Origin of the sequence: Bradyrhizobium sp. ORS 111, from assembly GCF_045571485.1 — a bacterium.
Lineage (GTDB): Bacteria > Pseudomonadota > Alphaproteobacteria > Rhizobiales > Xanthobacteraceae > Bradyrhizobium.
Window position 1 is genome coordinate 3,888,086 of sequence record NZ_CP120701.1, and the last position, 23,278, is coordinate 3,911,363.

The following is a 23,278-nucleotide window of genomic DNA, read 5'->3' on the forward strand; positions in this document are numbered from 1 at the left end:
TTGAGCTTTCCGGAAAGCTGCCGTGCGCCTTTCCGATCGAGCTTCAAGGCCCGTAATGGTCCGGTCAGGTTGCGGCCTTGATCCGACCAAAAAGCCGTTGTGTGGTGCCCCGTCGGGGTGAGGCGGCCGAATGTTGCGAAACATTGCCGGCCATAGCGAAAAGGGATCGCGGATGATGCGCAAGAACGTTGGCTTTTTCCTCGGGACGGTTGCGGGGGCGTGTCTCACCCTTCTCGTGACCTCGCCGCAGGGTGGCGCGCATCTGCTCGGGATCGCCAAGGCCGCCGCACGCTCCGACAACACCTATTCGCAGCTCAATCTGTTCGGCGAGGTGTTCGAGCGGATCAGGACCGACTATGTCGAGAAGCCCGACGACGGCAAGCTGGTCGAGGGCGCAATCAACGGCATGATCTCCTCGCTCGACCCGCACTCCCGCTACATGAACGAGAAGGGCTGGGCGGAGATGCAGGAGACCACGCATGGCGAGTTCGGCGGGCTCGGCATCGAGGTCACGATGGAGGACGGTTTCGTCAAGGTGGTGGCGCCGATCGACGACACACCGGCCTCGCGTGCCGGCATCATGTCCGGCGACGTCATCACCGCGATCGACGACGAGACGATTCAGGGCATGACGCTGGATCAGGCCGTCAACAAGATGAAGGGCGCGCCGAACAGCTCGATCCGGTTGAAGATCATCCGCAAGGATGCCGACAAGCCGATCGAGGTCGCAATCACCCGCGAGGTCATTCGCGTGCGCCCGGTCAAGTATCACACCGAAGGCGGCGACATCGGCTATATCCGCATCACCTCGTTCAACGAGCAGACCGCCGATGGCCTGCGCAAGGCGATCACGGATATCCAGAAGGAGATCCCGCAGGACAAGCTCGACGGCTATGTCATCGACCTCCGCAACAATCCGGGCGGCCTGCTCGACCAGGCGGTCTCCGTCAGCAGCATGCTGATGCAGCGCGGCGAGGTGGTCTCGACCCGCGGCCGCAATCCGGGGGAGACCCAGCGCTTCACCGCGCATGGCGGCGACCTGACCAAGGGCAAGCCGCTCGTCGTGCTGATCAACGGCGGTTCGGCGTCGGCCTCCGAGATCGTCGCCGGCGCACTGCACGACCACAAGCGCGCGACGCTGATCGGCACCCGTTCGTTCGGCAAGGGCTCGGTGCAGACGATCATTCCGCTCGGCGCCGGCAACGGCGCGCTGGCGCTGACCACGGCGCGTTACTTCACGCCGTCGGGCCATTCGATCCAGGCCCAGGGCATCACGCCCGATATCGAGGTGCTGCAGGACGTGCCCGACGAGTTCAAGACCCGCTCGGAGATCAAGGGCGAGGCCTCGATGCGCGGTCATCTCGCGGCCGAGGGCACCGAGCAAAGCGGCTCGCAGTCCTACGTCCCGCCGGACGAGAAGAACGACAAGGCGCTGAACGCGGCTCTAAAGCAGCTCCGCGTGACCGTGAACGCCGACGCCAAGAACGCCGAGACCAAGACGGCGCAGAAGCGTGCGGTGCCGAATTAGCGCTTCAGACGCGCCGTATCCCTGAAGTGACGGGATGCGTCAGCGCGGGCGATCAGTCGCCCGCGCGATAGTGTCCGGACTTGCCGCCGATCTTCTCGACCAGATGGATGCCCTCGATGCGGACGCCGCGCTCGACGGCCTTGATCATGTCGTAGATCGTCAGGCACGCGACCGACACGGCGGTCAGCGCCTCCATCTCGACGCCGGTCGGCCCGGTCACCTTCACGCTGGCACGGACGATGCAACCCGGCAGTTTGCCGTCGGTCTCGATGTCGATCGTGACCTTGCTCAGCGCCAGCGGATGGCAAAGCGGGATCAACTCCGAGGTCCGCTTCGCCGCCATGATGCCGGCGATCCGCGCGGTGGCCAGCACGTCGCCCTTCTTGGCCTGGCCTGATGCGATCAGGTCGAGAGTGGCCTTGCTCATCACGACGCGGCCTTCGGCGACTGCGGTGCGCCCGGTCGCGGGCTTGGCCGAGACATCGACCATCCGGGCATCGCCCTTTGCGTCGATATGGGTGAGGGCAGGGCCGGACCCTGACGATCTGGCCTTGGATGGCTTCCGTGCCATCGCGTCAGCGCGTGCCGGTTGCGCGCGGCGCCTGCCGCATCAGCAGCGCGCGCGTCGCCGCGGTGACGTCCTGCTGCCGCATCAGGCTTTCACCGACCAGGAAGGTCGACATACCGACGCGCTCGAGCCGCGCGAGGTCGTCGGGCGTGAATATGCCGCTCTCGCCGACCATCAGCCGCTCGCGCGGGATCAGCGGTGCCAGCGCCTCGCTGGTGGCGAGCGTGGTCTCGAAGGTGCGCAGGTTGCGGTTGTTGACGCCGATCATCGGCGAACGGAGTTTTAGCGCGCGATCAAGCTCGGCGCGGTCGTGGATCTCGATCAGCACGTCCATGCCATGCGCGATCGCGGCGTCCTCGAGATCCTTGGCGGCCGCATCGTCGAGCGCGGCCATGATGATGAGAATGCAGTCGGCGCCGTGGGCGCGGGCTTCCGCCACCTGGTAGGTGTCGAACATGAAGTCCTTGCGCAGCACCGGCAGGCTGGTCGCCGCGCGCGCGGCGACCATGAAGTCGAGATGGCCCTGGAACGAAGGCGCGTCGGTGAGAACCGACAGGCAGGCCGCTCCGCCGGCCTCGTAGGCTTTGGCAAGCACGGGCGGGTCGAAGTCGGCGCGGATCAGCCCCTTCGAGGGCGAGGCCTTCTTCACCTCCGCAATCAGCGCATAGTCGCCGGCGGCATGCTTGTTGCGGATCGCCCGGACGAAGCCACGCGGCGGCGATGCCGCCTTCGCCTGCGCCTCGACCTCGGCGAGGGGGCGCGCACGCTTGGCGGCGGCGATCTCCTCGCGCTTGTACGCCTCGATCTTGGTCAAGATGTCGGACATCGCAGGGACCCTCAACCGTTCGAAACCGCGACCAGATGCTTCAGCCGCGCGGCGGCCGCGCCGCTGTCGAGCGATTGCGCGCCGATCGCAACACCGTCCCTGAGGTCCTTGGCGCGGCCGGCCACGATCAGCGCAGCGGCGGCGTTGAGCAGTGCGACGTCGCGATAGGCGCTCGGCTTGCCGTCGAGCACGCTTGCGAGCGCAACCGCGTTGGCGTCGGCGTCGCCGCCCTTGAGTGCTTCGCCCGGGACGCGCCCGAAGCCGACTTCCTCCGGCGTCACCTCGAAGGTGGTGACCTGACCGTTCTGCAGCGCTGCCACGAAGCTCGGGCCCGTCAGGGTGATTTCATCAAGGCCATCGGAGCCATGCACCACCCAGATCGATTCTGCGCCGAGGTTCTGCAGCACCTGGGCCAATGGCTGGACCCAATGCCGTGAAAACACGCCGACCATCTGACGCTTGACGCCGGCCGGGTTTGACAGCGGTCCCAGCAGATTGAAGATGGTGCGAGTGGCAAGCTCGACGCGGGTCGGGTTGACGTTCTTCATCGCAGGATGATGCGAGGGCGCGAACATGAATCCGATGCCCGCCTCCTTGACGCAACGTCCGACCTGATCGGGCGTCAGATCGATCTTGACCCCAAGCGAGGCCAGCACGTCGGCCGCACCCGAACGCGACGACAACGCGCGGTTGCCGTGCTTGGCAACCGGGATGCCGGCACCGGCCACGATGAAGGCCGCGCAGGTCGAGACGTTGACCGAGCCCGAGCCGTCACCGCCGGTGCCGACGATATCGACGGCCTCTGGCGGGGCGTGGACCCGCAGCATCTTGCCGCGCATCGCCGCGACCGCGCCGGTGATTTCCTCGACGGTCTCGCCGCGCACCCGCAGCGCCATCAACAGGCCGCCCATCTGCGAGGGGGTGGCTTCGCCCGACATCATGCTGTCGAAGGCGGATGCCGCCTCCTCACGCGTCAGCGTGGCGCCGGTGGCGACTTTTCCGATGATCGATTTCAGGTCGTCCATTCGCTGGTCCAGGTCTCTCGTTGGAGCTTGATCTCCGCACAGACGCGTCGCGTGTGCTGCGCGGAGAACCGGCGTCCCGTTTCCGGATCATGCTCAATTATTCGCGCCTGTCACCTGTGCGAAGGCGGCCTCGTTGATGCTCATGCCGATATCGGACTCGATTTTCGTGACGTATTGCGCGACCTGCTCGTCGCTCATCGAGCGCCGCACGGCCTCGGTGAGCTGCTTGACCGCGTCGGAGGCGAAGTCGACCGGCGGGTCGGTCACATTGGTGACGCGGAAGACGATCCACTGGCTGCCGCCGGCGACGGGCGTCTGCGCGCTGCCGTCCTTGGCGGTGCGGAACGCCGCGGTGACCACCGCGGCCGGCACGCCGGGCGGTGTCGCATCGCGGCGGAAGTCGGCAGCGGTCTCGACCTTGACGCCGGCAGCGGCGGCTTCATCGGCGAGCTTGCTGCCGCTGTCCAGCTTCTGGACAATGTCGGTCGCCTTGGTCCGCAGCCTGCTCGAGATCTGGTCCTCGCGCCACTTCGCCTCGACCTGCGGGCGGACCTCGTCGAGGTTGCGCTCGCGCGACGGCGTGGTGCCCAGCACGTCGTACCAGACATAGCCGCCTTCGAACTGGATCGGGTCATTGTCGACGCCGACGTCGCTGTTGAAGGCCTGCGAGACCACGTCGAGGCCGTTTGGAATGTTGGGCGCGGGCTGGCCGTTCGGCAGGCGCCCCGACCGGTCGACCGCGTCGACTGTGACCGGCGTCAATCCGAGCTTCTGCGCCGCCTCGACGACGCTGGCGCCGCCGCCGCGCTCGTCTTCCATCTTGTCGCGCAACTCGGCGACCTTAGCGCGGGCGCGCTCGGTAGCGATCTCGCTCTTGATCTTCGCGGCGACGTTTTCATAGCTCGACGTTACGCCGGGCTCGATCTTGCCGATCTTGACCAGCGCTACGCCGAATTGGCCCTGCACCGGCTGGCTGACCTCGCCCGAGGCCATCGAGAAGGCGGCGTTGCCGACCTCCGGGTCGAGGATCGCCGACTTCGGCACCAGGCCGAGATTGACGTCGGACAGGTTGAGCTTGCGCTCTTTGGCGATGTCGTCGAACGTCGTGCCCGACGTGATGCGGGCGCGCGCGGCCTGTGCTTCCTCGACGTTCGGAAACACGATCTGCGACACCTCGCGCTTCTCCGGCGTGCTGAGCTGGTCGCGACGCTGCTCGAAGATTTTCTTGGCGTCGTCGTCGGAAACGGTTTCCCACCTGCCGATCGCCTCGGGCGTGATCGCCACGAAGGAAATCTTGCGGTATTCGGGCGCGCGGAACTGAGTCTTGTGCTCCTCGAAGTACGCGGCGAGCGCTTCGGGCGAGGGCGGATCGATGGTCCCGGCCTGGGCGGCGCCGAGGCTGATGTAGTCGATCGAGCGCTGCTCGTTCTGGAAGCGGGTCAGCGCCTCGACCATCGATTTCGGCGGCGCGACCCCAGCCGAGACGGTGCCGGCGATCTGCCGACGCAGGCCGACGTGACGCTGCTCGGCGATGAAGCGGCCCTCGGTATAGCCGTAGTTGCGGATCACCGCCTGGAAGCGCTGCGGATCGAACTGACCGTTGAGGCCCTTGAACGTCGGATCGTTGTAGATCGTGCGTAGCACCTCGGCATCGGACTGGTTGAGACCCATGCGGCGCGCTTGCTCATCCAACGCGGCCTCGGCGAGCGTCTGTTGCAGCACCTGACGGTCGATCCCGAAGGCGCGCGCCTGCTCGGGCGTCAACGGACGGCCGAACTGGCGGCCGAGCTGCTGCAGGCGGTCGGTGTAGATCTGGCGGAACTGCTCGGCCGAAATCTCGGTCCCGCCAACCTTCGCCAGCGTCGATTGTCCAAAACCCCTGAAGATGTCGGCAATGCCCCAAATTCCGAAACTGACGATCAAAACGCCCATCACAACGGCCATAATCGTCTTGCCGAGCCAGTTTGATGAGGCTTTCCGCATTCCTCGAAGCATGGGTCCAACTTGTTTTGCAGGAGGGGAACCGGGTCGTGCCCAAGTGGGGAGCTCAAGTCGAAGCTGATGTCCCGCAGCAGGGCGTCACCGAATTGAAAAGCCATCATAAAGTGACGGCCGTCCCCCCGCAACCTTGGGCGCGCGGCCGGATTGAAGCGGTCAATCGCCGCGCGGCGGGGGCGAGGCGCTCTCTGGAAGTCCGCCACAGCCTCTGCTAGCGCATGGGGACGCTTGATCGATGGGAATCCTGACATGACCAATGCCATCCGGCCGCTGATCGCCGGCAACTGGAAAATGAACGGCCTGAAATCCTCCATGGCCGAGTTCGAGGCTGTCCTGGCCGGAGCCGGCGACTTGGCGGGAAAGGTCGACCTGCTGGTGTGCCCGCCGGCGACGCTGGTCGGGGCCTTTGCCGAGCAGGCGCGTAGCGGAAAGGTCGCCATCGGTGCCCAGGATTGTCATCCCAAGCCGTCCGGGGCGCACACCGGCGACCTGTCGGCGGAGATGTTTGCGGATCTTGGCGCGGTCGCCATCATTGTCGGCCATTCCGAGCGCCGCGCCGACCATGGCGAAACCGATGCGCTGGTCCGGCAGAAGGCGGAGGCGGCCTGGCGGGCGGGCCTGACAGCGATCGTCTGCATCGGCGAGACGCGGGAGCAGCGCGACGGTGGCAAGACCCTCGATATCTGCGGCACCCAGCTCAAGGGCTCGCTACCTGACGGATCGATCTCGGCCAATCTGGTGGTGGCCTATGAGCCGGTCTGGGCGATCGGCACTGGCCTCACTCCGACCGCGAAGGATGTCGAGGACGTTCACCGGTTTATTCGCGGCGTGCTCACCGATCGGTTCAAGGACGAGGGCGAGAAGATCCGGATCCTTTACGGTGGCTCGGTCAAGCCGTCGAATGCCGCGGAGCTGATGGCCGTCGCCAATGTCAACGGCGCGCTGGTCGGCGGCGCCAGCCTGAAAGCGTCCGATTTCCTCGCGATCGCCGCCGGCTGCTGACGGGTCGGCTCCTCGGCTGGTTCGGTGTCATCACTCGCGCGTGCGGGTGATCCAGTATTCCAAAGGCCGTAGTGCTTGAGCCGAGGGGGCGCGGCGTACTGAGTCGCCCGGTCAAGCCGGGCGATGACAGCGTTGGATTGAGGACGTAGTCCCAAGATCTTCTCAGGACGACGGGATTGCCACCGCGCCGATCCGCTTCCAGTAGACCATCGTGCCGGTGAGGCCGCCATGCGGCTTGAGCGCGTAGTCCGGAATGATGCCGGTGAGCTGAAAGCCGAGCTTTTCATAGAGCGGGGCGGCACCGTCCTCGACGGCGGTGTCGAGCACAAGCAGCGTGCGGCCGTGCGCGACCGCAAGCTGTTCGGCGGCGCGCATCAACGCCGTCGCCGCGCCACGATGGCGATGGCTGACGCGCGTCATCATCTTGGCGATCTCGGCGCGATGCGGCTGGTTCGGCGGCAGCTTCAACACCAGTGTCACGGTGCCGATCAGCGCCTCGCCGTCGAATGCACCGAGCACAACGCGTTCGCCGCGTGCCGCTGAGCCAAGCGAATCCTTCCAGAACACACAGGCGTCGTCGAACAGCAGCGGATGCACGAAGCCGACGGAGCCGCCGCTCGCGACGGTTTCGATCAGTAATTCGCCGAGCCCACTGCGTATCTGCGGTGTGTCATCGAGTGGTTTGATAGCAAAGGGCGACATGCTTCAGCTCCGGGCCAGGGCCACCACATAGGTGCAGGCGGCGTTGGTCTCGTTGGCGAAGGTTGTCTCCGCCGGCGGCCCGAAGCCGAGACAGTCGCCGGCGGCGAGCACGTGGCGGGCACCGCCCTCAGTGATGACGAGGCTGCCGCTCAGCACCCAGACCAGTTGGCGGATATGGGCGTAGGAGGAGGCGGGCAGGGTGACGGCCTGCTTGGGCGGCAATTCGACCCGCACGAGCTCGACCGGGTGGTCCGGACGGCTGAACACCTGCCGGCGCAGGTAGCCGGTTTCCGGATCACGCCAGACGGCTTGCGCGGCGGTGCGTGACAGACGTTCGCCCTGGCCCTCGGCGCGCAGCATCAGCCCGGCCAGCGTGAGGTCGAAGGCGGCGGCGAGTCGCACCAGCACAACGGCGGTCGGGCTGACTTCGGCGCGTTCGATCTTGCTGATCGTGGCCTTGGAGACGCCGGAGCGTTCGGCAAGCTCCGCCAGCGACCAGCCGCGGCCGTCGCGCTCGAGCTTGATGCGCTGGGCGAGGCGCTGACTGAGGTCGTCTATCAAAACGTCCATTTGTCTATTATAATAGAAATCGGCGATCCCAATCAAGGGCTGGCCGGGCCGCGGTCGGGGATCGCTTGTGCTCTCTGACGCTGCGACTATCTCGGGGGTGACAATGCCCGGTCCAATCGTGTAACAGGGCGCGACTTCACGAAAACCCGTAAAGCCGATAGCGCCGATTGTCCGGCCGCTTCCGGGCTTGTGACGGAAGGCTCGCAATGCAGACTGTTGCTATCGTCATCCACCTCATGATCGTCGCCGTGCTGATCGGCGCCGTGCTGCTGCAGAAATCGGAAGGCGGCGGCCTTGGCATGGGGGGCGGTGCCGGCTTCATGTCGAGCCGTGGCACCGCGAATCTGTTGACCCGGACGACGGCCGTCCTCGCGGTCGGCTTCTTCGTGACCAGCCTGTTCCTGTCTTGGTACGCGGGCTACGACCGCAAGCCGAGTTCGATCATCGGCACCGGCGCGCCGACGCAATCGCAGCCGGCCGGCACGCCGTCCGCTCCGCTGAGTGCGCCGACCTCCGGTGGCATCCTCGATTCGCTGAAGAAGGCGGACGAGCAGCAGGGCCAGCAGGCCCCGGCCGGTCCGCAGGCGCCCAAATCGCAGTAACAGGTCGCAATAAAGCAGGGTGGCCATGCAGGACGACGCTCTGGCGTCCTGCATTAAAAACCCCCATTAGTGCACTGAAATCGCTTCCAATTTAACGTCACCCACAGCCCGGCAGGTTGTTTGTCGGGAGCAGCCGATTCGTTTTGCGAATCGCTGGAGTCGGATTAAAGGTAAAGTCCCATGGCGCGGTACATCTTCATCACCGGCGGCGTGGTTTCTTCGCTCGGAAAGGGTCTGGCATCAGCGGCGCTTGGCGCACTGTTGCAGGCTCGCGGGTACAAGGTCCGCCTCCGCAAGCTCGATCCCTATCTCAACCTCGATCCCGGAACGATGTCGCCGTATCAGCACGGCGAAGTGTTCGTGACCGACGATGGCGCCGAGACCGATCTCGATCTCGGCCACTATGAGCGCTTCACCGGGCGGCCGGCCACCAAGGCCGATAACATCACCACCGGGCGGATCTATCAGGACATCATCTCCAAGGAGCGCCGCGGCGATTATCTCGGCGCCACCATCCAGGTGGTCCCGCACGTCACCAACGCGATCAAGGAATTCGTGCTCGACGGCAATGACGGGTACGACTTCGTGCTCGTCGAAATCGGCGGCACGGTCGGCGACATCGAGGGCCTGCCGTTCTTCGAGGCGATCCGCCAGCTCAAGAACGAGTTGCCGCGGGATCATGCGGTCTACATTCACCTGACACTTTTGCCCTACATTCCAAGTGCTGGCGAACTCAAGACAAAGCCGACGCAGCACTCGGTGAAGGAGCTGCGCTCGATCGGCATCCAGCCGGACATCCTGCTGTGCCGCACCGATCGCGAAATCCCGAAGGAGGAGCGGCGCAAGCTCGGCCTGTTCTGCAACGTGCGCGAGAGCGCGGTGATCGAGGCGCGCGACGTCGACAACATCTACGCAGTGCCCGAGGCCTATCACGCCGCCGGCCTCGACGACGAGGTGCTCGCTGCGTTCGGCATCACCGCCAAGGTCCCGCCGGCGCTGCAGAGCTGGAACGTCATCAACGAGCGCATCCGCAATCCGGAAGGCGCGGTGACGATTGCCGTGGTCGGCAAGTACACCGGCATGAAGGATGCCTACAAATCGCTGATCGAGGCGCTCTCGCATGGCGGCATCGCCAACAAGGTGAAGGTCAATCTCGACTGGATCGAGAGCGAAGTGTTCGAGAACGAAGACCCGGCACCGTTCCTCGAGCACGTCAACGGCATCCTGGTGCCCGGCGGCTTCGGCCAGCGCGGCGCCGAGGGCAAGATCCGCGCGGCGCAGTTCGCGCGGGAGCGCGACGTGCCGTATTTCGGCATCTGCTTCGGCATGCAGATGGCCGTGATCGAGGCGGCGCGCAATCTGGTCGGTATCGAGGAGGCCAACTCGACCGAGTTCGGCCCGACCAAGGAGCCGCTGGTCGGTCTGATGACCGAATGGCTGCGCGGCAACGAGCTCGAAAAGCGCTCGCAGAGCGGCGATCTCGGTGGCACCATGCGGCTCGGCGCCTATCCTGCGGCGCTGACACGCGGCAGCCGAGTCTCGCAGGTCTATGGCGGCGCGACCGAGATCTCGGAGCGGCATCGCCATCGCTACGAGGTCAACACCGCCTACAAGAACCGGCTCGAACAGCATGGTCTGCGCTTCTCGGGCATGTCGCCCGACGGCGTGCTGCCGGAGATCGTCGAGTACGAGGATCACCCGTGGTTCATCGGCGTCCAGTTCCATCCCGAACTGAAGTCGCGGCCGTTCGAGCCGCATCCGCTGTTTGCATCCTTCATTCAGGCCGCGCTGGTGCAGAGCCGGCTGATGTAGCCGCCCCTCTGCCGGCCGCTTGCCGAGCGTCAGACCGACGTGACGCAGTCGCGGTCGACCTGACGTTTGCTCTCATCCCCTGAAGCACCAGGGTTCGCCTTCCGAGTGACGTCGCGGACGACGAACCGCGATTGCGGACGTCGCGTCAGCCGGTACACCGCGGCGGGCGGCACGTTGAGCAGCGCGCGATCGACCAGCGTGGCGCGCAGGCCGAGCCGGTCGAGGATCGGCCGCGGCACCGGGCAGCGCACGCCATAGGTGAATTGATAGAAGGCGCCGCCGGGGCGCAGATAACTGAACGCGCCGCTGACGATCGAGATCACCTTGCGCGGCGACATGTTGAGCAGTGGCAGCCCGCTGATGACGGCGCCGACCGGCGCGCCCCGATACAGCCGCTCGGAGGCCAGCCGCGATGCGTCCATCCACAGCACGCGGGTGCCGGGAAAGCGAAGCTGCAGCAGCCGAATGAAATCCGAGCCGTACTCCACCAGTGTGAGATCCTGCTGACGCACGCCGCGCTTCAGCAACTGATAGGTGAACGCGCCGGTCCCCGGCCCAAGTTCCAGGATCGGTCCGGTGTCGGCGGTGATGTCGCGGGTGATCAACTCGGCGAGTGCTGCACCCGACGGCGCGATCGCGCCGACGCGGCTAGGTGCCGCCATCCAGGCCGTGAAGAAGGAGAGGAAATCGTGTGACATGGGCATTCCCGGCAATGTGTCGTCGCGCCCCGATTCGATCGCGAGGCGTGATCCGTTTTGCGGGGTCTGCATTGCAACAGCATTGCGTGATGGGCGCGGGGCGTCACTTCGTGAGCGGAGCCGGTGGCAATGTCAGGCGGAAGCACGCGCCGCCCGTCGGGCCGTCAAGCACCGAGACGTCGCCGCCATGCAGCCGGGCGATCTCGCGCACCATGTTGAGCCCGAGACCGGCACCGCGATCGAGCGGAGCCAGGCGGTAGAACGGATCGAAGATCAGCGCGCGCTGGTTCTGGGGAATGCCGCTGCCCTCGTCGGTCACCTCAATCGTCGCAGGCTTGGCGACGCGGACGGTGATCGTGCCGCGCCGGCCGCCATGCTGGATCGCATTCTGCACCAGATTGGTCAGCGCGCGCTCCAGCGCGGCGCGGTCGCCGAGCGTCTCGACGCAGTTACCCTCGGTCTCGACCGACAGCTCGTAACCGGCCGCGATCGCGAGCGGCGCGAGGTCTGCTGCCACATTCTGCGCGACCGTAACCAGATCGATGCGGGTAAACGGATCGCGGCACTGGTCGAAGCGCTGGATGTCGAGCAACTGCTCGGCGAGCGTGGCGAGGCGCGCGGCATCCTCGAGCAGCCGCGTCTTCTCGGGACCGGAGGGGAGCGACTCCAGTCGCGTGTTGAGGATTGCGATCGGCGTGCGCAATTCATGCGCAGCATCGGCGACGAAGCGCTGGTGGCGCGAATAGCCGTCGTCGAGCCGCTTCAGCGCGTCGTTGATGGCGGTGACCAGCGGCGCGACTTCGAGCGGCAGGTGGTCCGCCGACAGCCGGCTGCCGCGCTCGCGGAAATCGATCTGGCGTGCCTGGTCCGCCGTGGTGTCGAGCCCCGCAAAGGCGCGCCGCACCACGATCGGCGTCGCCACGAAGGTCGCAGCCGCCATCAGCAGCAGGCCGGGCAGGGCGATGGCCATGAAAGCCAGCGCGGTCGCGAGCACCGTCTTGGCGCCGGTCATCGGTCCCTGTGTCGCGGTGAGCACCTGCACCGGGCCGGCGTCGGAATTGACCCGCTTCAACCGCGCCGGCGGTTTGCGCGGATCGTCCTCGAACATCTGCCAGCCGAGTCGAGCCTGGCTGATCTGGTCGAGCGCGTCCCCGATCCGGGCGAATTCGGGCGGCACTGTGCCTTCCGACAACGAGTGTCCCTGGCGGTCGCGCACCAGGAACCATAGGTCGGGCGTGTTCTCACGAAGCTCCCTCAGCTCCGCCGTCGGGCGTAGCGCCAGGCCGCCCTGTGCGTCACGCGTGACCGCGCGCTGCACGATGGCGATGACGTGATCCTCGTCGCGCGGAACGACCAGGACCCCGGTCGCGCACAGAGCGGCGATTAGGCAAACGACGAGCATCGTCAGCAACAGCGCCTGCAGCGCGACTAGGCGCCAGCTCAATTGCGAGCGCAGGCAATAGTGATCGGCCTGTTCGCTCATGACGTCTGTTTCAAGAGATAGCCGACACCGCGAATGCTGTGGATCTCGACGCCCGCATCGGCGTCGGCAAGCTTTCGTCTGAGCCGCGAGACGTGGGTATCGAGCGCGTTCGACTGGATCGCGTCGTCGAAATTGTAGACGGCTTCTTCCAGCGCCGAGCGCAGCACGGTGCGGCCCATTCGCCGTAGCAGTGCCTCGAGCACCAAGAGTTCACGCCGTGGCAGCTCCAGCGGGCGGCCGCCGACGCTGACCTCGCGATGGCCGGTGTCGAAGGCGATACGGCCAGCCCTGATGATGTCGAGCTGCAGGCTGGCGGGCCGGCGCAGCACCGCGCGCAGCCGGGCCAGCAATTCCTCCACCGCGAAGGGTTTGGCCAGGTAGTCGTCGGCGCCGCAGTCGAGACCCGCGACGCGATCGGCGAGTTCGCCGCGCGCGGTCAGCACGATGATCGGCACGCCGTCGGCCCGGGCGCGCAGCTTCGGGATCAGCGCCAGTCCGTCGCCATCCGGGAGCTGGCGGTCGAGCAGCACCGCGCCGTGCACGTCGGCGGAGATCGCCTCTTCGGCCTCGGCCAGGGTCGGCACATGGTCGACCACCATGTCGTAGCCCTTCAGCGCCTGTGCCAGCGCCGCGGCCATCTCCGCCTCGTCTTCAACCAGCAATATCCGCATGTCCTCGCGATCCAGGTCGGCAACAGTCCCTTCTAGGGCAGGTAACATTGCCGCAGCATTGCGGAAAATGGTCCGCCTGCGGCGGGCAGGGGTGCCATGTTGCCACCCCTCAAGACAGCCGGGAACCCGCCCGCTATAACCGCCGGCTCAACACATCAGGGAGGATCGCCAATGATCTACGAGACCCGCGTCTATCGCTGCCTGCCGGGCCGGCTGCCGGCGCTGCTCAAGCGCTTCGAGACCATCACGCTCAAGCTTTGGGACAAGCACGGCATCAGGCAGGCCGGCTTCTTCACGACGCTGGTCGGCGAATCCAACCAGGAACTGACCTATCTGCTGGCGTGGGAATCGCTCGCCGAACGGGAGAAGAAATGGACGGCGTTCCAGAACGACCCGGAATGGATCACGGCGCGCGCCAAGACCGAGGAGGACGGCCAGATCGTGCTCAACATCGTCAACCAGCTCCTGGTGCCGACCGCGTTTTCGGCGGTCAAGTGAGGCGGCGCTGAGCGACCGCGCTGAACTTGTCTGATGCGACCGGATCGCATCGTGGTTCTTGGCAGCGCTAGTTCGCGCAGCCCGACGTCTGATCGCCTTCGCGGACCATCGGCTTGCCGTTGATGAAGACGCCGTGGCTGCCCGAGGTGGCCTTGCCGCCGCAACGCGTGCGGCCGCCGATGACGACGGCCGGCTTGCCATTGATCAGGACGTTGGGGACGCCCTCCACGAGCAGGCCGCCGTTGCTGGTGGTGTCGCCGCTGCGCGCGGCCGGCTTGCCGTTGATGGTGACCCCGGCGGAGCCGCTCGTGACCAGGCCGGGCGGGCTGCTGCTCTGCGCGCAGGCAAGGCCTGAAACCGTGGAAAAGGCCGCGGCGGTAACTAGTCCAAGCGATCTGCGCACTGATCCCTCATGCCAAGGCCTCCACGGCAGCGTATAAGGGCGGTTATGGCAGGAATGTCCTGCCCAGAGAACATCAAACCGAGCCCGACCGAGCCCACGGCGCCTGCGCAACCCCGCTAATCGCGCGGGACGGCTTGATCCATCGCGGGCCAGACTGCATGGTCGCCGGCAAAAGGATACAGCATTTTGACCAATCAAGTTTCCGCGCAGGGCGCCGCGCCCGTCGTTGCCGTTGGGTCGGTCCGGTTCGGCAATGCACTGCCGCTACAGATCATCGCCGGTCCGTGCCAGCTCGAGAGCCGGGCGCATGCGCTCGAGGTTGCCGCTGCCCTGAAGGAGATCGCTGCGAGGCTCGGAATCGGGCTGGTCTACAAGACCTCGTTCGACAAGGCCAACCGCACCAGCGCGTCCGCCGCGCGCGGCATCGGGCTTAAGCAGGCGCTGCCGATCTTCGCCGAGATCCGCGCCTCGCTTGGACTGCCTGTGCTGACCGACGTGCATGAGCCGGGCCAGTGCGCCGACGTGGCGCAGGCGGTCGACGTGCTGCAGATCCCGGCTTTCCTGTGCCGGCAGACCGATCTGCTGCTGGCGGCGGCGGCAACCGGCAAGGTCGTCAACGTCAAGAAGGGCCAGTTCCTGGCGCCGTGGGACATGGCCAACGTGGTCACCAAGATATCAGGCGCCGGCAACGCCAATGTGCTCGTCACCGAGCGCGGCGCCTCGTTCGGCTACAACACGCTGGTCTCCGACATGCGCGCGCTGCCGATCCTAGCGCGCACCACCGGCGCGCCCGTGATCTTCGATGCCACCCATTCGGTGCAGCAGCCGGGCGGGAAGGGCACCTCGTCGGGTGGCGAGCGCGAATTCGTGCCGGTGCTGGCACGCGCGGCGGTTGCCGTCGGCGTTGCCGGCGTGTTCATCGAAACACATCCGGACCCGGATCACGCACCGTCCGACGGCCCGAACATGGTGCCGCTGCGCGATTTCGAATCGCTCGTCAAACGACTGATGGCCTTCGACACGCTGGCGAAGTCGACAGCCTGACCGGGCGGATGCAGAGGTGACCGCAACGAGCGGCATGCCGCCGGTCCTCAATGTCATCACGCTGGCGACGTTCGCTGCGAGCCTGTCGGTGCGCGCGCTCGATCCGGTTCTGCCGCATGTGGCCGAGGACTTCGACGTGAGCATCGCGACCGCCGCGAGCTTCGCTGCGGTGTTCGCCTTCACCTTTGCGATCGTGCAGCCGGCGATCGGCGCCGCCGCGGACCTGTTCGGCAAGGCACGGCTGATGACGATTTGCCTGATGCTGCTCGGGCTCGCCAACGTGCTCGGCGCACTCTCGACGTCGTTTCCGATCCTGTTCATCACCCGTGTGCTGGCCGGTATCGGTTCGGGCGGCGTGTTTCCGGTGGCGCTGTCGCTGACCAGCGATCTCGTCGGGCCCGACAAGCGGCAGATCGCGATCGGGCGGACGCTCGCGGGTTCGATGACCGGCAATCTGCTCGGTGCAACGGCCTCCGGGTTGATCGGCGACTTGCTGGGCTGGCGCGGCGTGCTCGCCGTGCTCGGCGGTCTCGTGATCATCGTCGCGCTTGCGGTGGCCGCGGGCTTTCGCGGCGCCGCGCTGAGCCATGCGCCGCGAACGAGCCTCACCGCGCTCCGTCATGGCTACCGCACGATCTTCACCAATCCCAATGCGCGCTTCTGCTACTCGGCGGTCTTTATTGAAGGCTGCTGCGTGCTCGGGCTGTTTCCTTTCATCGCCTCGTTCCTATTCCAGCTCGGCGAAACCTCGCTGTCGATTGCCGGTATCGTCATTGCCGGCTTCGCAATCGGCGGCCTGTTCTACACGCTGACGGTGTCGCGCCTGCTGCCGCGGCTCGGCGTCAGGGGGATGATGGTGGTCGGCGCCACGCTGGTCGGTTTGCAGCTTGTCTTCGTCGCGTTCGGACCAGGCTGGAAGCTGCAAATGCTCGGCCTCCTGGTGATGGGCTGGGGCTTCTACATGATCCATGGCTGCCTGCAGGTGTTCGCCAGCGAGTTGTCGGTCGAGGCGCGCGCCACGGCGCTGTCGCTGCATTCGTTCTTTTTCTTCATGGGGCAGACCGTCGGGCCGATCGCCTACGGGTTTGGCCTGCAGCATGCCGGCAAGACGCCGACGCTGGTCGCGGCGGCGACGGTGATGGTTGTGCTCGGCTTTGTCTGTGCGAGATTTCTGCGGCAGCGCGCGCCCGCCGACGCGTATGGGACGATTGAAGAATAGTCATGGGCTGGCTTGCATTTCTCGGCAGACAGGGGGCAACCGGGATGAGCGTCTCGCTCTTGATCTCCGCCGCGCTGCCGCTCTTCGTTCCCGGAGCCGGCACGGCTTTGCGGCCGGGCCTTCCCGCCATGATCATGGTCTTCCTGGTCAACGCGTTCGCGCGGATCGACGTCGGCGACGCGCGACAAATTCTGGCTCGCCCCACCAAGCTCCTGTGCGGCCTGGTGTGGGTGGTCCTGGTCATCCCGATCCTGTTCTGGGCGGCGCTTTCGATGGTGGGTCGTGAGAACCTCGACCCGGGGCTCGTGCTGGCGCTAAGCCTTCAGGCTGCTGCCGCACCAATCATGGCGACGCCTGCGGTGGCGATGGTGCTCGAGATGAACGTGACGTTCTCGGTGCTGCTACTTCTGGCCACCATGATCATCCAGCCGTTCACGGCGCCATTGGTCGCGCCGTGGGTGGCCGGATCAGCCATCCAGGTGGACGGCCTTTTGCTGGGACGCAATTTGCTGCTCATGATTGGCGGATCGGTGATGATCTCGGCCGTCATACGACGAGTAGTCGGCCTGGCAACGCTCGAGAAGTATCGGTTTGAGACCAGCGGCGCCAATCTGATCGTGTTCACGCTCTTTGGTCTCACAATGTTTGACGGAGTTGTCGTTCGAGCCTTCACGGACCCCTGGCTCGTCGCCGGCCTCTCGGCCACAGCGTTCCTGATCGCTCTGGGCAGCATTGCAGCCGCCTTCATCGTTCTTCGCGCTTTTGGCCGCGACGACGCGTTCATCACGGGATTCGCGGCGGGACATCGCAACGTCGGACTGATGGCCGCCGCACAATCAGGTTCGCTGCCCGACATGACCTGGCTGTATTTCGCGCTGGTCCAGCTTCCGATCTATCTGACGCCGCAGATCGTCCGTCTGATTGCTCGCTTCGGGCGTCGCCTCGCGCGGCTGCGTAGTTGAAGCCCTCGTTTGTTGCGGATCGGGCTAGCCGCGTCCGCGATAGGGCGCGACACCCTGATCGGGAACCCAAAGGCCTTTCGGCAATCGCCCGGTCTGGAAGAACACATCGATCGGGATGCCGCCGCGTGGATACCAGTAGCCGCCAATGCGCAGCCATTTCGGCTTGATCTCGTCTGCGATCCGGCGGCCGATCATGACGGTGCAATCTTCATGGAATGCGCCATGGTTGCGGAAACTTGCGGCGTAGAGTTTCAGCGATTTGGATTCGAGCAGCCAGCGGCCCGGCGCGAAGTCGATCACCAAATGTGCGAAATCCGGCTGTCCCGTCACCGGGCAGATCGAGGTAAATTCGGGGATGGTGAAGCGTACCAGATAATCGGTACCAGCCTGGGGGTTGGGAACGCGATCGAGCTTCGCCTTCTCCGGCGCGTCGGGCCATTCCACCGCACGGCCGAGTTGCAGGTCGGGGGAGGTGGTTGATTTGCTGGGCTTCTTCGCCATTAGGGTCTCCGTTTGGCTCTCATAGAGCATGATCCGACAAAGTGGAAATCGGTTTTTCTGCAAATCAACCCCATGCAAAGGACGGCAATGGCGGAGCAGTCACCCGGCCTTTTCCCCCTCGATGCATTGCGCTAGAAGCAGCGCCATCCGACCCCTCACTGCCAGAAGAGGTTCACATGACTGCCATCATCGACATCATCGGCCGCGAAATCTTGGACAGCCGGGGCAATCCCACGGTCGAGGTCGATGTGGTGCTGGAGGACGGGTCGATTGGCCGCGCGGCGGTGCCGTCGGGCGCCTCCACCGGCGCGCATGAGGCGGTGGAACTGCGCGATGGCGACAAATCGCGCTATCTCGGCAAGGGCGTGCAGAAGGCGATTGAGGCCGTCAACGGCGAGATCTTCGAGGCGCTGAGCGATTGCGCCGTCGAAGACCAGGTCGCGATCGACCAAGTCATGATCGATCTCGACGGCACGCCGAACAAGAGCCGGTTGGGTGCCAATGCCATCCTCGGTGTGTCGCTCGCCTGCGCAAAGGCTGCGGCCGAAGCCCACGATATGCCGCTCTATCGCTACGTCGGCGGCACTTCGGCGCGGACGCTGCCGGTGCCGATGATGAACATCATCAATGGCGGCGTGCACGCCGACAATCCGATCGACTTCCAGGAGTTCATGATCCTTCCCGTGGGCGCCAGCACCTTCGCCGAGGCGCTGCGCTGCGGCTCGGAAATCTTCCACACGCTGCGTGCCGAACTGAAGAAGGCCGGCCACAACACCAATGTCGGCGACGAGGGCGGATTCGCGCCGAACCTGCCGACCGCCGATGCTGCGCTTGACTTCATCATGAACGCGATCGGCAAGGCCGGCTACAAGGCGGGCAACGACGTCATGCTGGGCCTCGACTGCGCCTCCACCGAATTCTTCAAGGAAGGCTCTTATGTCTATGGCGGCGAGAACAAGACCCGCTCGCGCTCGGAGCAGGTCAAATACCTCGCCGATCTCGTCGGCCGCTACCCGATCGTCACCATCGAGGACGGCATGTCCGAGGATGACATGGATGGCTGGAAGGAATTGACCGACGCCATCGGCAAGAAGTGCCAGCTCGTCGGCGACGATCTGTTCGTCACCAACGTGGCGCGCCTTGCCGACGGCATCAAGAACGGCCGCGGCAATTCGATCCTGATCAAGGTCAACCAGATCGGCACGCTCACCGAGACGCTGGCCGCGGTCGAGCTCGCGCACAAATACGGCTATACGTCGGTGATGTCGCACCGCTCCGGCGAGACCGAAGATTCCACCATTGCCGATCTCGCGGTCGCCACCAATTGCGGGCAGATCAAGACCGGTTCGCTGGCCCGTTCAGATCGCACCGCCAAGTACAACCAGTTGCTGCGCATCGAGCAGCAGCTCGGCCCGCAGGCGAAATATGCCGGCAGGTCGGCCTTGAAGGCGCTCGCTTAGCGCCCCAACTGATCCAAACTTGAACAAACACAAAAAGGGGAGGTCGGGATGAGTGACGGTAAAAGCGGTCTGCAATTGCGCTCGCTGCTCAAGCGGAACGGTGAGCTTGAACTATCGCTCGTGAACATCCCGACCCCCGAGCCGGGCCCCGACGAGGTCGTGGTCCGCGTCGAGGCGACGCCGATCAATCCGTCCGACCTTGGCCTCCTGATCGGCCCAGCCGACATGTCGACCGCGAAAGTCTCTGGTACTCGTGAGCTGCCGGTGGTGACGGCCCGGGTTCCCGAGGCGGCGATGGGCGCCATGGCGGCGCGGCTCGACGACTCCATGCCTGTCGGTAATGAGGGCGCCGGTGTGGTGATCCGGACCGGGTCTTCAGACAGCGCCAAGGCGCTGATGGGGCGCACGGTCGCGATGATCGGCGGCGCGATGTATGCGCAATACCGCACGCTGCGGGTCAACGAATGCCTGCCACTGCCCGATGGCACCACCGCGGCCGAAGGCGCATCCTGCTTCGTCAATCCGCTGACCGCGCTCGGGATGACCGAGACCATGCGGCGCGAGGGGCACAAGGCGCTGGTGCACACTGCGGCAGCATCCAATCTCGGCCAGATGCTCAACAAGATCTGCCTCAAGGACGGGATTGGTCTCGTCAACATCGTGCGCAGCAAGGAGCAGGCCGACATCCTGCACAAGATCGGTGCGAAGCACGTCGTCGATTCCACCGCGCCGGGCTTCACCGACGATCTCACCAACGCGCTGGTCGAGACCGGCGCGACCATCGCCTTCGATGCGATCGGCGGCGGCAAGCTCGCAGGCCAGATCCTGGTCGCAATGGAGGCCGCCATCAACAGGAGCGCAAGGGCCTACAGCCGTTATGGATCCAGCGTGCACAAGCAGGTCTACGTCTATGGCAGCCTCGACACCCGGTCGATTGAACTGCCGCGCGGCTTCGGCATGGCCTGGGGCGTCGGCGGCTGGCTGCTGTTCCCGTTCCTGATGAAGATCGGACCGGAGGCGGGCAACAAGCTGCGCCAGCGCGTGCTGGCGGAATTGAAGACCACCTTCGCCAGCCACTACACCAAGGTGGTGTCGCTGCAGGAGGCCTTGCAACTCGACAACATCGCCGTTTACGGCAAGCGCTCCACCGGCGAGAAATTCCTGATCAATCCGAACAAGGCGATGTAGAGCGACAAGATCACTCGCGCTGGAAGGTGAGGCTCCTGGAGCGCCTGTGACGCTCCAGGGCGTGGCCGATCAACACATCCATGAGCGCAGACTGCGGCAGTCCGCTCGCTTCCCACAGCCGTGGATACATGCTGATGTTGGTGAAGCCGGGAAGGGTGTTCGCCTCGTTCACGAATGCCTGCTCGCCGTGCAGGAAGAAGTCGATCCGCGCCATTCCTTCGCAGCCCAGCACGCGAAACGTTGTGATGGCGAGCTCCCGGATGCGATCTGCGACCGGCGACGGAACGTTGGCCGGCACCTGCAGCAAAGCGCCCTCCGCGTCGAGGTACTTCGCGTCGTAAGAATAGAAGCCGTGCTTGTCGGACGGCACGATCTCGCCGAGCTGGGAGGCGCGGACGGCGCCATCGGCATGTTCGAGGACCGAGCACTCGACCTCCCGTATCGGCGCGATGCATCGCTCAACCAGGATCTTGCTGTCGAAGCGAAACGCCAATCTGCAACAGGCGTCGAATTCGGCGGCCGTTCGCGCTCTCGACACGCCGACCGATGATCCCATGTTGGCCGGCTTGACGAACACCTCCGGCGACCCAACGGCAGCGACCGCATCGTCATAGCTGAGTGGGGCTGCCGCCGACATGGCGACGTATGGCACGATCGGCAAGCCAGCGTCGCGCATCAGCCGCTTGGCGACATCCTTGTCCATTGCGGCCGCTGAACCCATCACGCGCGAGCCGACATAGGCCACATCGGATAGTTCAAGCGCGCCCTGCACCGTGCCGTCCTCGCCGTTGGGCCCGTGCAGAACCGGGAAGACGACATCGAATGCCGGCAATTCCCGAACCCCAGCCGCATCACCGTCGAGTACGAGCGTGCGGCCTTGTCCTCCCGGCAGCAGGACCAGTCGCGGTCCATCGTCCGGAATGGTCAGCGCACTGCCTCCGGTGCCTATGCCGTTTCCCACGCGGGCGACGATCCAGCGGCCATCCCGGGTGATGCCGACCGCCGTGACGTCATACCGATCCGGATCAAGCGAGCGCAACACGTTGGCCGCGGAGGCCCGCGACACGTCGTGCTCGGCGGAGCGTCCGCCGAACAGGATCGCAACTCGTGTCTTGCGTTCTGCCATCGTCTCGCGTCCCGTCGGTAGCCCGCATGGTACGACAACGTGCTTGCAATATATTGAGACGAACATGTCGATAATTTGCCACCCGCACGAAACCTACCCGGCGGATATGAGAGTTTGGGTCGGCATTGCCGCCTCGTCTCCACGGGCTTGTCGCGCGACCGACGGGGCTGCGCGACAAGCGCGCCTTGGCAAGCCGGGCGGCCTGAGTGATGGTGCAAGCACAAATCCAAAAACGCTGCGTTTCCGGAACTGCGCAATCCATGCACTTGCATCTTTATGACCGCACCGGTAGGTGAGGGCCGCCGGTCCCGTTTCACGCGCACAATCCGAGGAAAATGCTATGGCCTATAACATCGTCACCATCGTCGGCAGCCTTCGCAAGGAGGGCTGGTCGCTCAAGATCGCCAACGCGCTGGCCAAGCTCGCGCCTGGTTCATTGAAGCTGGACGTCACGACGCTCCACGGCATTTCCTTCTTCAATCAGGACCTCGAGGCGGCGCCGCCGGCGGACTGGCTCGCCTTTCGCGAGAAGCTCCAGAAATCGAACGGCGTGCTGTTCGTGACCCCCGAATACAACCGATCGATCCCCGGCGTGCTGAAGAACGCCATCGACGTCGGCTCGCGCCCCTATGGCAAGAGCTCGTTCAACGGCAAGCCGACCGGCATCATCTCCAACTCGCCGGGTCCGCTCGGCGGCGTCAGCGCGGCCAAGCACCTGCAGAACATTCTGCCGGGTATCGCAGGACCGATCCTGCAGCAGCCGGAGATCTATCTGAACGGTATCGGCGACGCCTTCGACGACAAGGGTGAACTGGTGAAGGAATCCCTCAAGACCGTGTTGCAGCAGTACCTCACGGCGTATGCGGCCCACATCGAGGCGCACAACAAATAGGCGGCCAAGCCGGCTCCAAAGTCAGCCCTTAAGTCTCCATTAACATGGCCGCCGCAAGGTGGCGGCCATGGTTTCCCGCACACGACTCAAATCGTTTCTGACCGGGCTCGCCCTCTACACGCTGGCGGCGCTGATGGTCGGCTATTTCGGGGTCAATGCCTATACCGGCAAATACGGCCTGAATGCCCGGCAGGAGCTCGACCAGGAGATCATCGCGCTGACCTCGGAGCTGGCTCGGCTGAAGAAGGAGCGCACGGAGGGTGAGCAGCGGGTGTCGCTGTTGCGCTCGGACCGAGTCGATCCCGACATGCTGGATGAGCGTGCGCGCTTCCAGCTCGACTATGTCAACCCGCACGATCTCGTTCGGATCAACAAGCCGAACTGACGCGCTCTCAAAATTTCAAAATTCGATCGCGTGACATCACAAAAATGTCGTGCCGCGTTGCACTGCGGCATGGCAACATTCCGTCCGGCGAACGCAATCCTTCCAAGGCGATTTG

Annotated in this window: 24 protein-coding genes; 12 read left to right on the plus strand and 12 right to left on the minus strand. The window is 65.2% G+C overall.

Annotation, left to right across the window (positions count from 1 at the left end):
- Nucleotides 1-175 precede the first annotated feature (175 nt).
- Nucleotides 176-1,528 (plus strand): S41 family peptidase, encoded by a 1,353-nt coding sequence (locus P6U30_RS18145; RefSeq protein WP_407170241.1) that lies wholly within the window; start codon nt 176-178, stop codon nt 1,526-1,528.
- 52 nt (nt 1,529-1,580) lie between these two features.
- On the opposite strand, the gene moaC is transcribed toward P6U30_RS18145, so the two are convergent.
- The 4 genes from moaC to P6U30_RS18165 form a co-directional block, all read right to left on the minus strand.
- Complete coding sequence (gene moaC / locus P6U30_RS18150; RefSeq protein WP_407170242.1) at nt 1,581-2,099, minus strand: cyclic pyranopterin monophosphate synthase MoaC; 519 nt, start codon at nt 2,097-2,099, stop codon at nt 1,581-1,583.
- Nucleotides 2,100-2,103: 4 nt separating this feature from the next.
- Nucleotides 2,104-2,922: an indole-3-glycerol phosphate synthase TrpC gene (gene trpC / locus P6U30_RS18155; RefSeq protein WP_407170243.1), complete on the minus strand. Its 819-nt coding sequence runs from the start codon at nt 2,920-2,922 to the stop codon at nt 2,104-2,106.
- Nucleotides 2,923-2,933: 11 nt separating this feature from the next.
- On the minus strand, nt 2,934-3,947 hold the full coding sequence (gene trpD, locus P6U30_RS18160; protein WP_407170244.1) for an anthranilate phosphoribosyltransferase: 1,014 nt from the start codon (nt 3,945-3,947) through the stop codon (nt 2,934-2,936).
- A 93-nt stretch (nt 3,948-4,040) separates the two neighbouring features.
- Nucleotides 4,041-5,942 (minus strand): SurA N-terminal domain-containing protein, encoded by a 1,902-nt coding sequence (locus P6U30_RS18165; protein WP_407170245.1) that lies wholly within the window; start codon nt 5,940-5,942, stop codon nt 4,041-4,043.
- A 252-nt stretch (nt 5,943-6,194) separates the two neighbouring features.
- Between P6U30_RS18165 and tpiA the strand changes: the two genes are divergently transcribed.
- Complete coding sequence (gene tpiA, locus P6U30_RS18170) at nt 6,195-6,947, plus strand: triose-phosphate isomerase (protein ID WP_407170246.1); 753 nt, start codon at nt 6,195-6,197, stop codon at nt 6,945-6,947.
- A gap of 162 nt (nt 6,948-7,109) precedes the next feature.
- Here the strand turns inward: tpiA and P6U30_RS18175 are convergent, their stop codons facing one another.
- Complete coding sequence (locus tag P6U30_RS18175; protein WP_407170247.1) at nt 7,110-7,649, minus strand: GNAT family N-acetyltransferase; 540 nt, start codon at nt 7,647-7,649, stop codon at nt 7,110-7,112.
- 3 nt (nt 7,650-7,652) lie between these two features.
- Nucleotides 7,653-8,219, minus strand: a complete 567-nt coding sequence (locus P6U30_RS18180; protein WP_407170248.1) for a helix-turn-helix domain-containing protein — start codon at nt 8,217-8,219, stop codon at nt 7,653-7,655.
- A 206-nt stretch (nt 8,220-8,425) separates the two neighbouring features.
- Between P6U30_RS18180 and secG the strand changes: the two genes are divergently transcribed.
- Both secG and P6U30_RS18190 read left to right on the plus strand, forming a co-directional pair.
- On the plus strand, nt 8,426-8,821 hold the full coding sequence (gene secG / locus P6U30_RS18185) for a preprotein translocase subunit SecG (RefSeq protein ID WP_407152346.1): 396 nt from the start codon (nt 8,426-8,428) through the stop codon (nt 8,819-8,821).
- A gap of 180 nt (nt 8,822-9,001) precedes the next feature.
- Nucleotides 9,002-10,633, plus strand: coding sequence for a CTP synthase (locus tag P6U30_RS18190; protein WP_407152347.1), 1,632 nt, complete (start codon nt 9,002-9,004; stop codon nt 10,631-10,633).
- A gap of 29 nt (nt 10,634-10,662) precedes the next feature.
- Here P6U30_RS18190 and P6U30_RS18195 read toward each other — a convergent pair whose 3' ends face one another.
- The 3 genes from P6U30_RS18195 to P6U30_RS18205 form a co-directional block, all read right to left on the minus strand.
- Nucleotides 10,663-11,331: a class I SAM-dependent methyltransferase gene (locus P6U30_RS18195; protein WP_407170249.1), complete on the minus strand. Its 669-nt coding sequence runs from the start codon at nt 11,329-11,331 to the stop codon at nt 10,663-10,665.
- A 103-nt stretch (nt 11,332-11,434) separates the two neighbouring features.
- Complete coding sequence (locus tag P6U30_RS18200) at nt 11,435-12,814, minus strand: sensor histidine kinase (protein ID WP_407170250.1); 1,380 nt, start codon at nt 12,812-12,814, stop codon at nt 11,435-11,437.
- Nucleotides 12,811-13,485, minus strand: a complete 675-nt coding sequence (locus tag P6U30_RS18205) for a response regulator transcription factor (protein ID WP_407170251.1) — start codon at nt 13,483-13,485, stop codon at nt 12,811-12,813. Before P6U30_RS18205 ends, P6U30_RS18200 begins: the two co-directional genes overlap by 4 nt.
- A 171-nt stretch (nt 13,486-13,656) precedes the next feature.
- Here P6U30_RS18205 and P6U30_RS18210 point away from each other — a divergent pair, with 171 nt between their 5' ends.
- Complete coding sequence (locus P6U30_RS18210; protein WP_407152351.1) at nt 13,657-13,983, plus strand: NIPSNAP family protein; 327 nt, start codon at nt 13,657-13,659, stop codon at nt 13,981-13,983.
- 67 nt (nt 13,984-14,050) lie between these two features.
- On the opposite strand, the gene P6U30_RS18215 is transcribed toward P6U30_RS18210, so the two are convergent.
- Nucleotides 14,051-14,386 carry a PAAR domain-containing protein gene (locus P6U30_RS18215; protein WP_407170252.1) on the minus strand — a complete coding sequence of 112 codons (336 nt, stop codon included), beginning with the start codon at nt 14,384-14,386 and terminating at the stop codon, nt 14,051-14,053.
- A gap of 186 nt (nt 14,387-14,572) precedes the next feature.
- Between P6U30_RS18215 and kdsA the strand changes: the two genes are divergently transcribed.
- Genes kdsA through P6U30_RS18230 form a run of 3 tightly spaced genes read left to right on the plus strand, consistent with a single transcriptional unit; the run spans nt 14,573 to nt 17,611 of the window.
- Nucleotides 14,573-15,430 carry a 3-deoxy-8-phosphooctulonate synthase gene (gene kdsA / locus P6U30_RS18220; RefSeq protein WP_407170253.1) on the plus strand — a complete coding sequence of 286 codons (858 nt, stop codon included), beginning with the start codon at nt 14,573-14,575 and terminating at the stop codon, nt 15,428-15,430.
- Between the two features lie 34 nt (nt 15,431-15,464).
- Entirely contained in the window at nt 15,465-16,649 is a 1,185-nt protein-coding gene (locus P6U30_RS18225; protein WP_407170483.1) for an MFS transporter, read from the plus strand.
- A 2-nt stretch (nt 16,650-16,651) separates the two neighbouring features.
- Entirely contained in the window at nt 16,652-17,611 is a 960-nt protein-coding gene (locus P6U30_RS18230; RefSeq protein ID WP_407170254.1) for a hypothetical protein, read from the plus strand.
- Nucleotides 17,612-17,635: 24 nt separating this feature from the next.
- Here the strand turns inward: P6U30_RS18230 and queF are convergent, their stop codons facing one another.
- Nucleotides 17,636-18,112 carry a preQ(1) synthase gene (gene queF, locus P6U30_RS18235; RefSeq protein ID WP_407152355.1) on the minus strand — a complete coding sequence of 159 codons (477 nt, stop codon included), beginning with the start codon at nt 18,110-18,112 and terminating at the stop codon, nt 17,636-17,638.
- A 176-nt stretch (nt 18,113-18,288) separates the two neighbouring features.
- On the opposite strand from queF, the gene eno reads away from it, so the two are divergent.
- Entirely contained in the window at nt 18,289-19,572 is a 1,284-nt protein-coding gene (gene eno, locus P6U30_RS18240) for a phosphopyruvate hydratase (protein ID WP_407170255.1), read from the plus strand.
- 48 nt (nt 19,573-19,620) lie between these two features.
- Nucleotides 19,621-20,760, plus strand: coding sequence for a zinc-binding dehydrogenase (locus P6U30_RS18245; RefSeq protein ID WP_407170256.1), 1,140 nt, complete (start codon nt 19,621-19,623; stop codon nt 20,758-20,760).
- 10 nt (nt 20,761-20,770) lie between these two features.
- Here P6U30_RS18245 and P6U30_RS18250 read toward each other — a convergent pair whose 3' ends face one another.
- Nucleotides 20,771-21,886 (minus strand): D-alanine--D-alanine ligase family protein, encoded by a 1,116-nt coding sequence (locus P6U30_RS18250; RefSeq protein ID WP_407170257.1) that lies wholly within the window; start codon nt 21,884-21,886, stop codon nt 20,771-20,773.
- 340 nt (nt 21,887-22,226) lie between these two features.
- Here P6U30_RS18250 and P6U30_RS18255 point away from each other — a divergent pair, with 340 nt between their 5' ends.
- A complete protein-coding gene (locus tag P6U30_RS18255; protein ID WP_407170258.1) occupies nt 22,227-22,778 on the plus strand; it encodes an NADPH-dependent FMN reductase in 552 nt (183 codons plus the stop codon).
- A 67-nt stretch (nt 22,779-22,845) separates the two neighbouring features.
- Nucleotides 22,846-23,163 carry an FtsB family cell division protein gene (locus P6U30_RS18260; protein WP_407170259.1) on the plus strand — a complete coding sequence of 106 codons (318 nt, stop codon included), beginning with the start codon at nt 22,846-22,848 and terminating at the stop codon, nt 23,161-23,163.
- Nucleotides 23,164-23,278: the final 115 nt, after the last annotated feature.

What these genes read in the sequence shown, in the direction of transcription:
- eno (WP_407170255.1), top strand. Translation starts at nt 18,289, where the DNA reads ATGACTGCCATCATCGACATCATCGGCCGCGAAATCTTGGACAGCCGG.
- tpiA (WP_407170246.1), top strand. Translation starts at nt 6,195, where the DNA reads ATGACCAATGCCATCCGGCCGCTGATCGCCGGCAACTGGAAAATGAAC.
- P6U30_RS18250 (WP_407170257.1), bottom strand. Translation starts at nt 21,886, where the DNA reads ATGGCAGAACGCAAGACACGAGTTGCGATCCTGTTCGGCGGACGCTCC.
- P6U30_RS18225 (WP_407170483.1), top strand. Translation starts at nt 15,465, where the DNA reads ATGCCGCCGGTCCTCAATGTCATCACGCTGGCGACGTTCGCTGCGAGC.
- P6U30_RS18210 (WP_407152351.1), top strand. Translation starts at nt 13,657, where the DNA reads ATGATCTACGAGACCCGCGTCTATCGCTGCCTGCCGGGCCGGCTGCCG.
- P6U30_RS18200 (WP_407170250.1), bottom strand. Translation starts at nt 12,814, where the DNA reads ATGAGCGAACAGGCCGATCACTATTGCCTGCGCTCGCAATTGAGCTGG.
- P6U30_RS18255 (WP_407170258.1), top strand. Translation starts at nt 22,227, where the DNA reads ATGGCCTATAACATCGTCACCATCGTCGGCAGCCTTCGCAAGGAGGGC.
- trpC (WP_407170243.1), bottom strand. Translation starts at nt 2,922, where the DNA reads ATGTCCGACATCTTGACCAAGATCGAGGCGTACAAGCGCGAGGAGATC.
- secG (WP_407152346.1), top strand. Translation starts at nt 8,426, where the DNA reads ATGCAGACTGTTGCTATCGTCATCCACCTCATGATCGTCGCCGTGCTG.
- P6U30_RS18165 (WP_407170245.1), bottom strand. Translation starts at nt 5,942, where the DNA reads ATGCTTCGAGGAATGCGGAAAGCCTCATCAAACTGGCTCGGCAAGACG.
- trpD (WP_407170244.1), bottom strand. Translation starts at nt 3,947, where the DNA reads ATGGACGACCTGAAATCGATCATCGGAAAAGTCGCCACCGGCGCCACG.
- P6U30_RS18260 (WP_407170259.1), top strand. Translation starts at nt 22,846, where the DNA reads ATGGTTTCCCGCACACGACTCAAATCGTTTCTGACCGGGCTCGCCCTC.
- moaC (WP_407170242.1), bottom strand. Translation starts at nt 2,099, where the DNA reads ATGGCACGGAAGCCATCCAAGGCCAGATCGTCAGGGTCCGGCCCTGCC.
- queF (WP_407152355.1), bottom strand. Translation starts at nt 18,112, where the DNA reads ATGGCGAAGAAGCCCAGCAAATCAACCACCTCCCCCGACCTGCAACTC.
- P6U30_RS18245 (WP_407170256.1), top strand. Translation starts at nt 19,621, where the DNA reads ATGAGTGACGGTAAAAGCGGTCTGCAATTGCGCTCGCTGCTCAAGCGG.
- P6U30_RS18190 (WP_407152347.1), top strand. Translation starts at nt 9,002, where the DNA reads ATGGCGCGGTACATCTTCATCACCGGCGGCGTGGTTTCTTCGCTCGGA.
- P6U30_RS18145 (WP_407170241.1), top strand. Translation starts at nt 176, where the DNA reads ATGCGCAAGAACGTTGGCTTTTTCCTCGGGACGGTTGCGGGGGCGTGT.
- P6U30_RS18175 (WP_407170247.1), bottom strand. Translation starts at nt 7,649, where the DNA reads ATGTCGCCCTTTGCTATCAAACCACTCGATGACACACCGCAGATACGC.
- P6U30_RS18230 (WP_407170254.1), top strand. Translation starts at nt 16,652, where the DNA reads ATGGGCTGGCTTGCATTTCTCGGCAGACAGGGGGCAACCGGGATGAGC.
- P6U30_RS18205 (WP_407170251.1), bottom strand. Translation starts at nt 13,485, where the DNA reads ATGCGGATATTGCTGGTTGAAGACGAGGCGGAGATGGCCGCGGCGCTG.
- P6U30_RS18180 (WP_407170248.1), bottom strand. Translation starts at nt 8,219, where the DNA reads ATGGACGTTTTGATAGACGACCTCAGTCAGCGCCTCGCCCAGCGCATC.
- P6U30_RS18195 (WP_407170249.1), bottom strand. Translation starts at nt 11,331, where the DNA reads ATGTCACACGATTTCCTCTCCTTCTTCACGGCCTGGATGGCGGCACCT.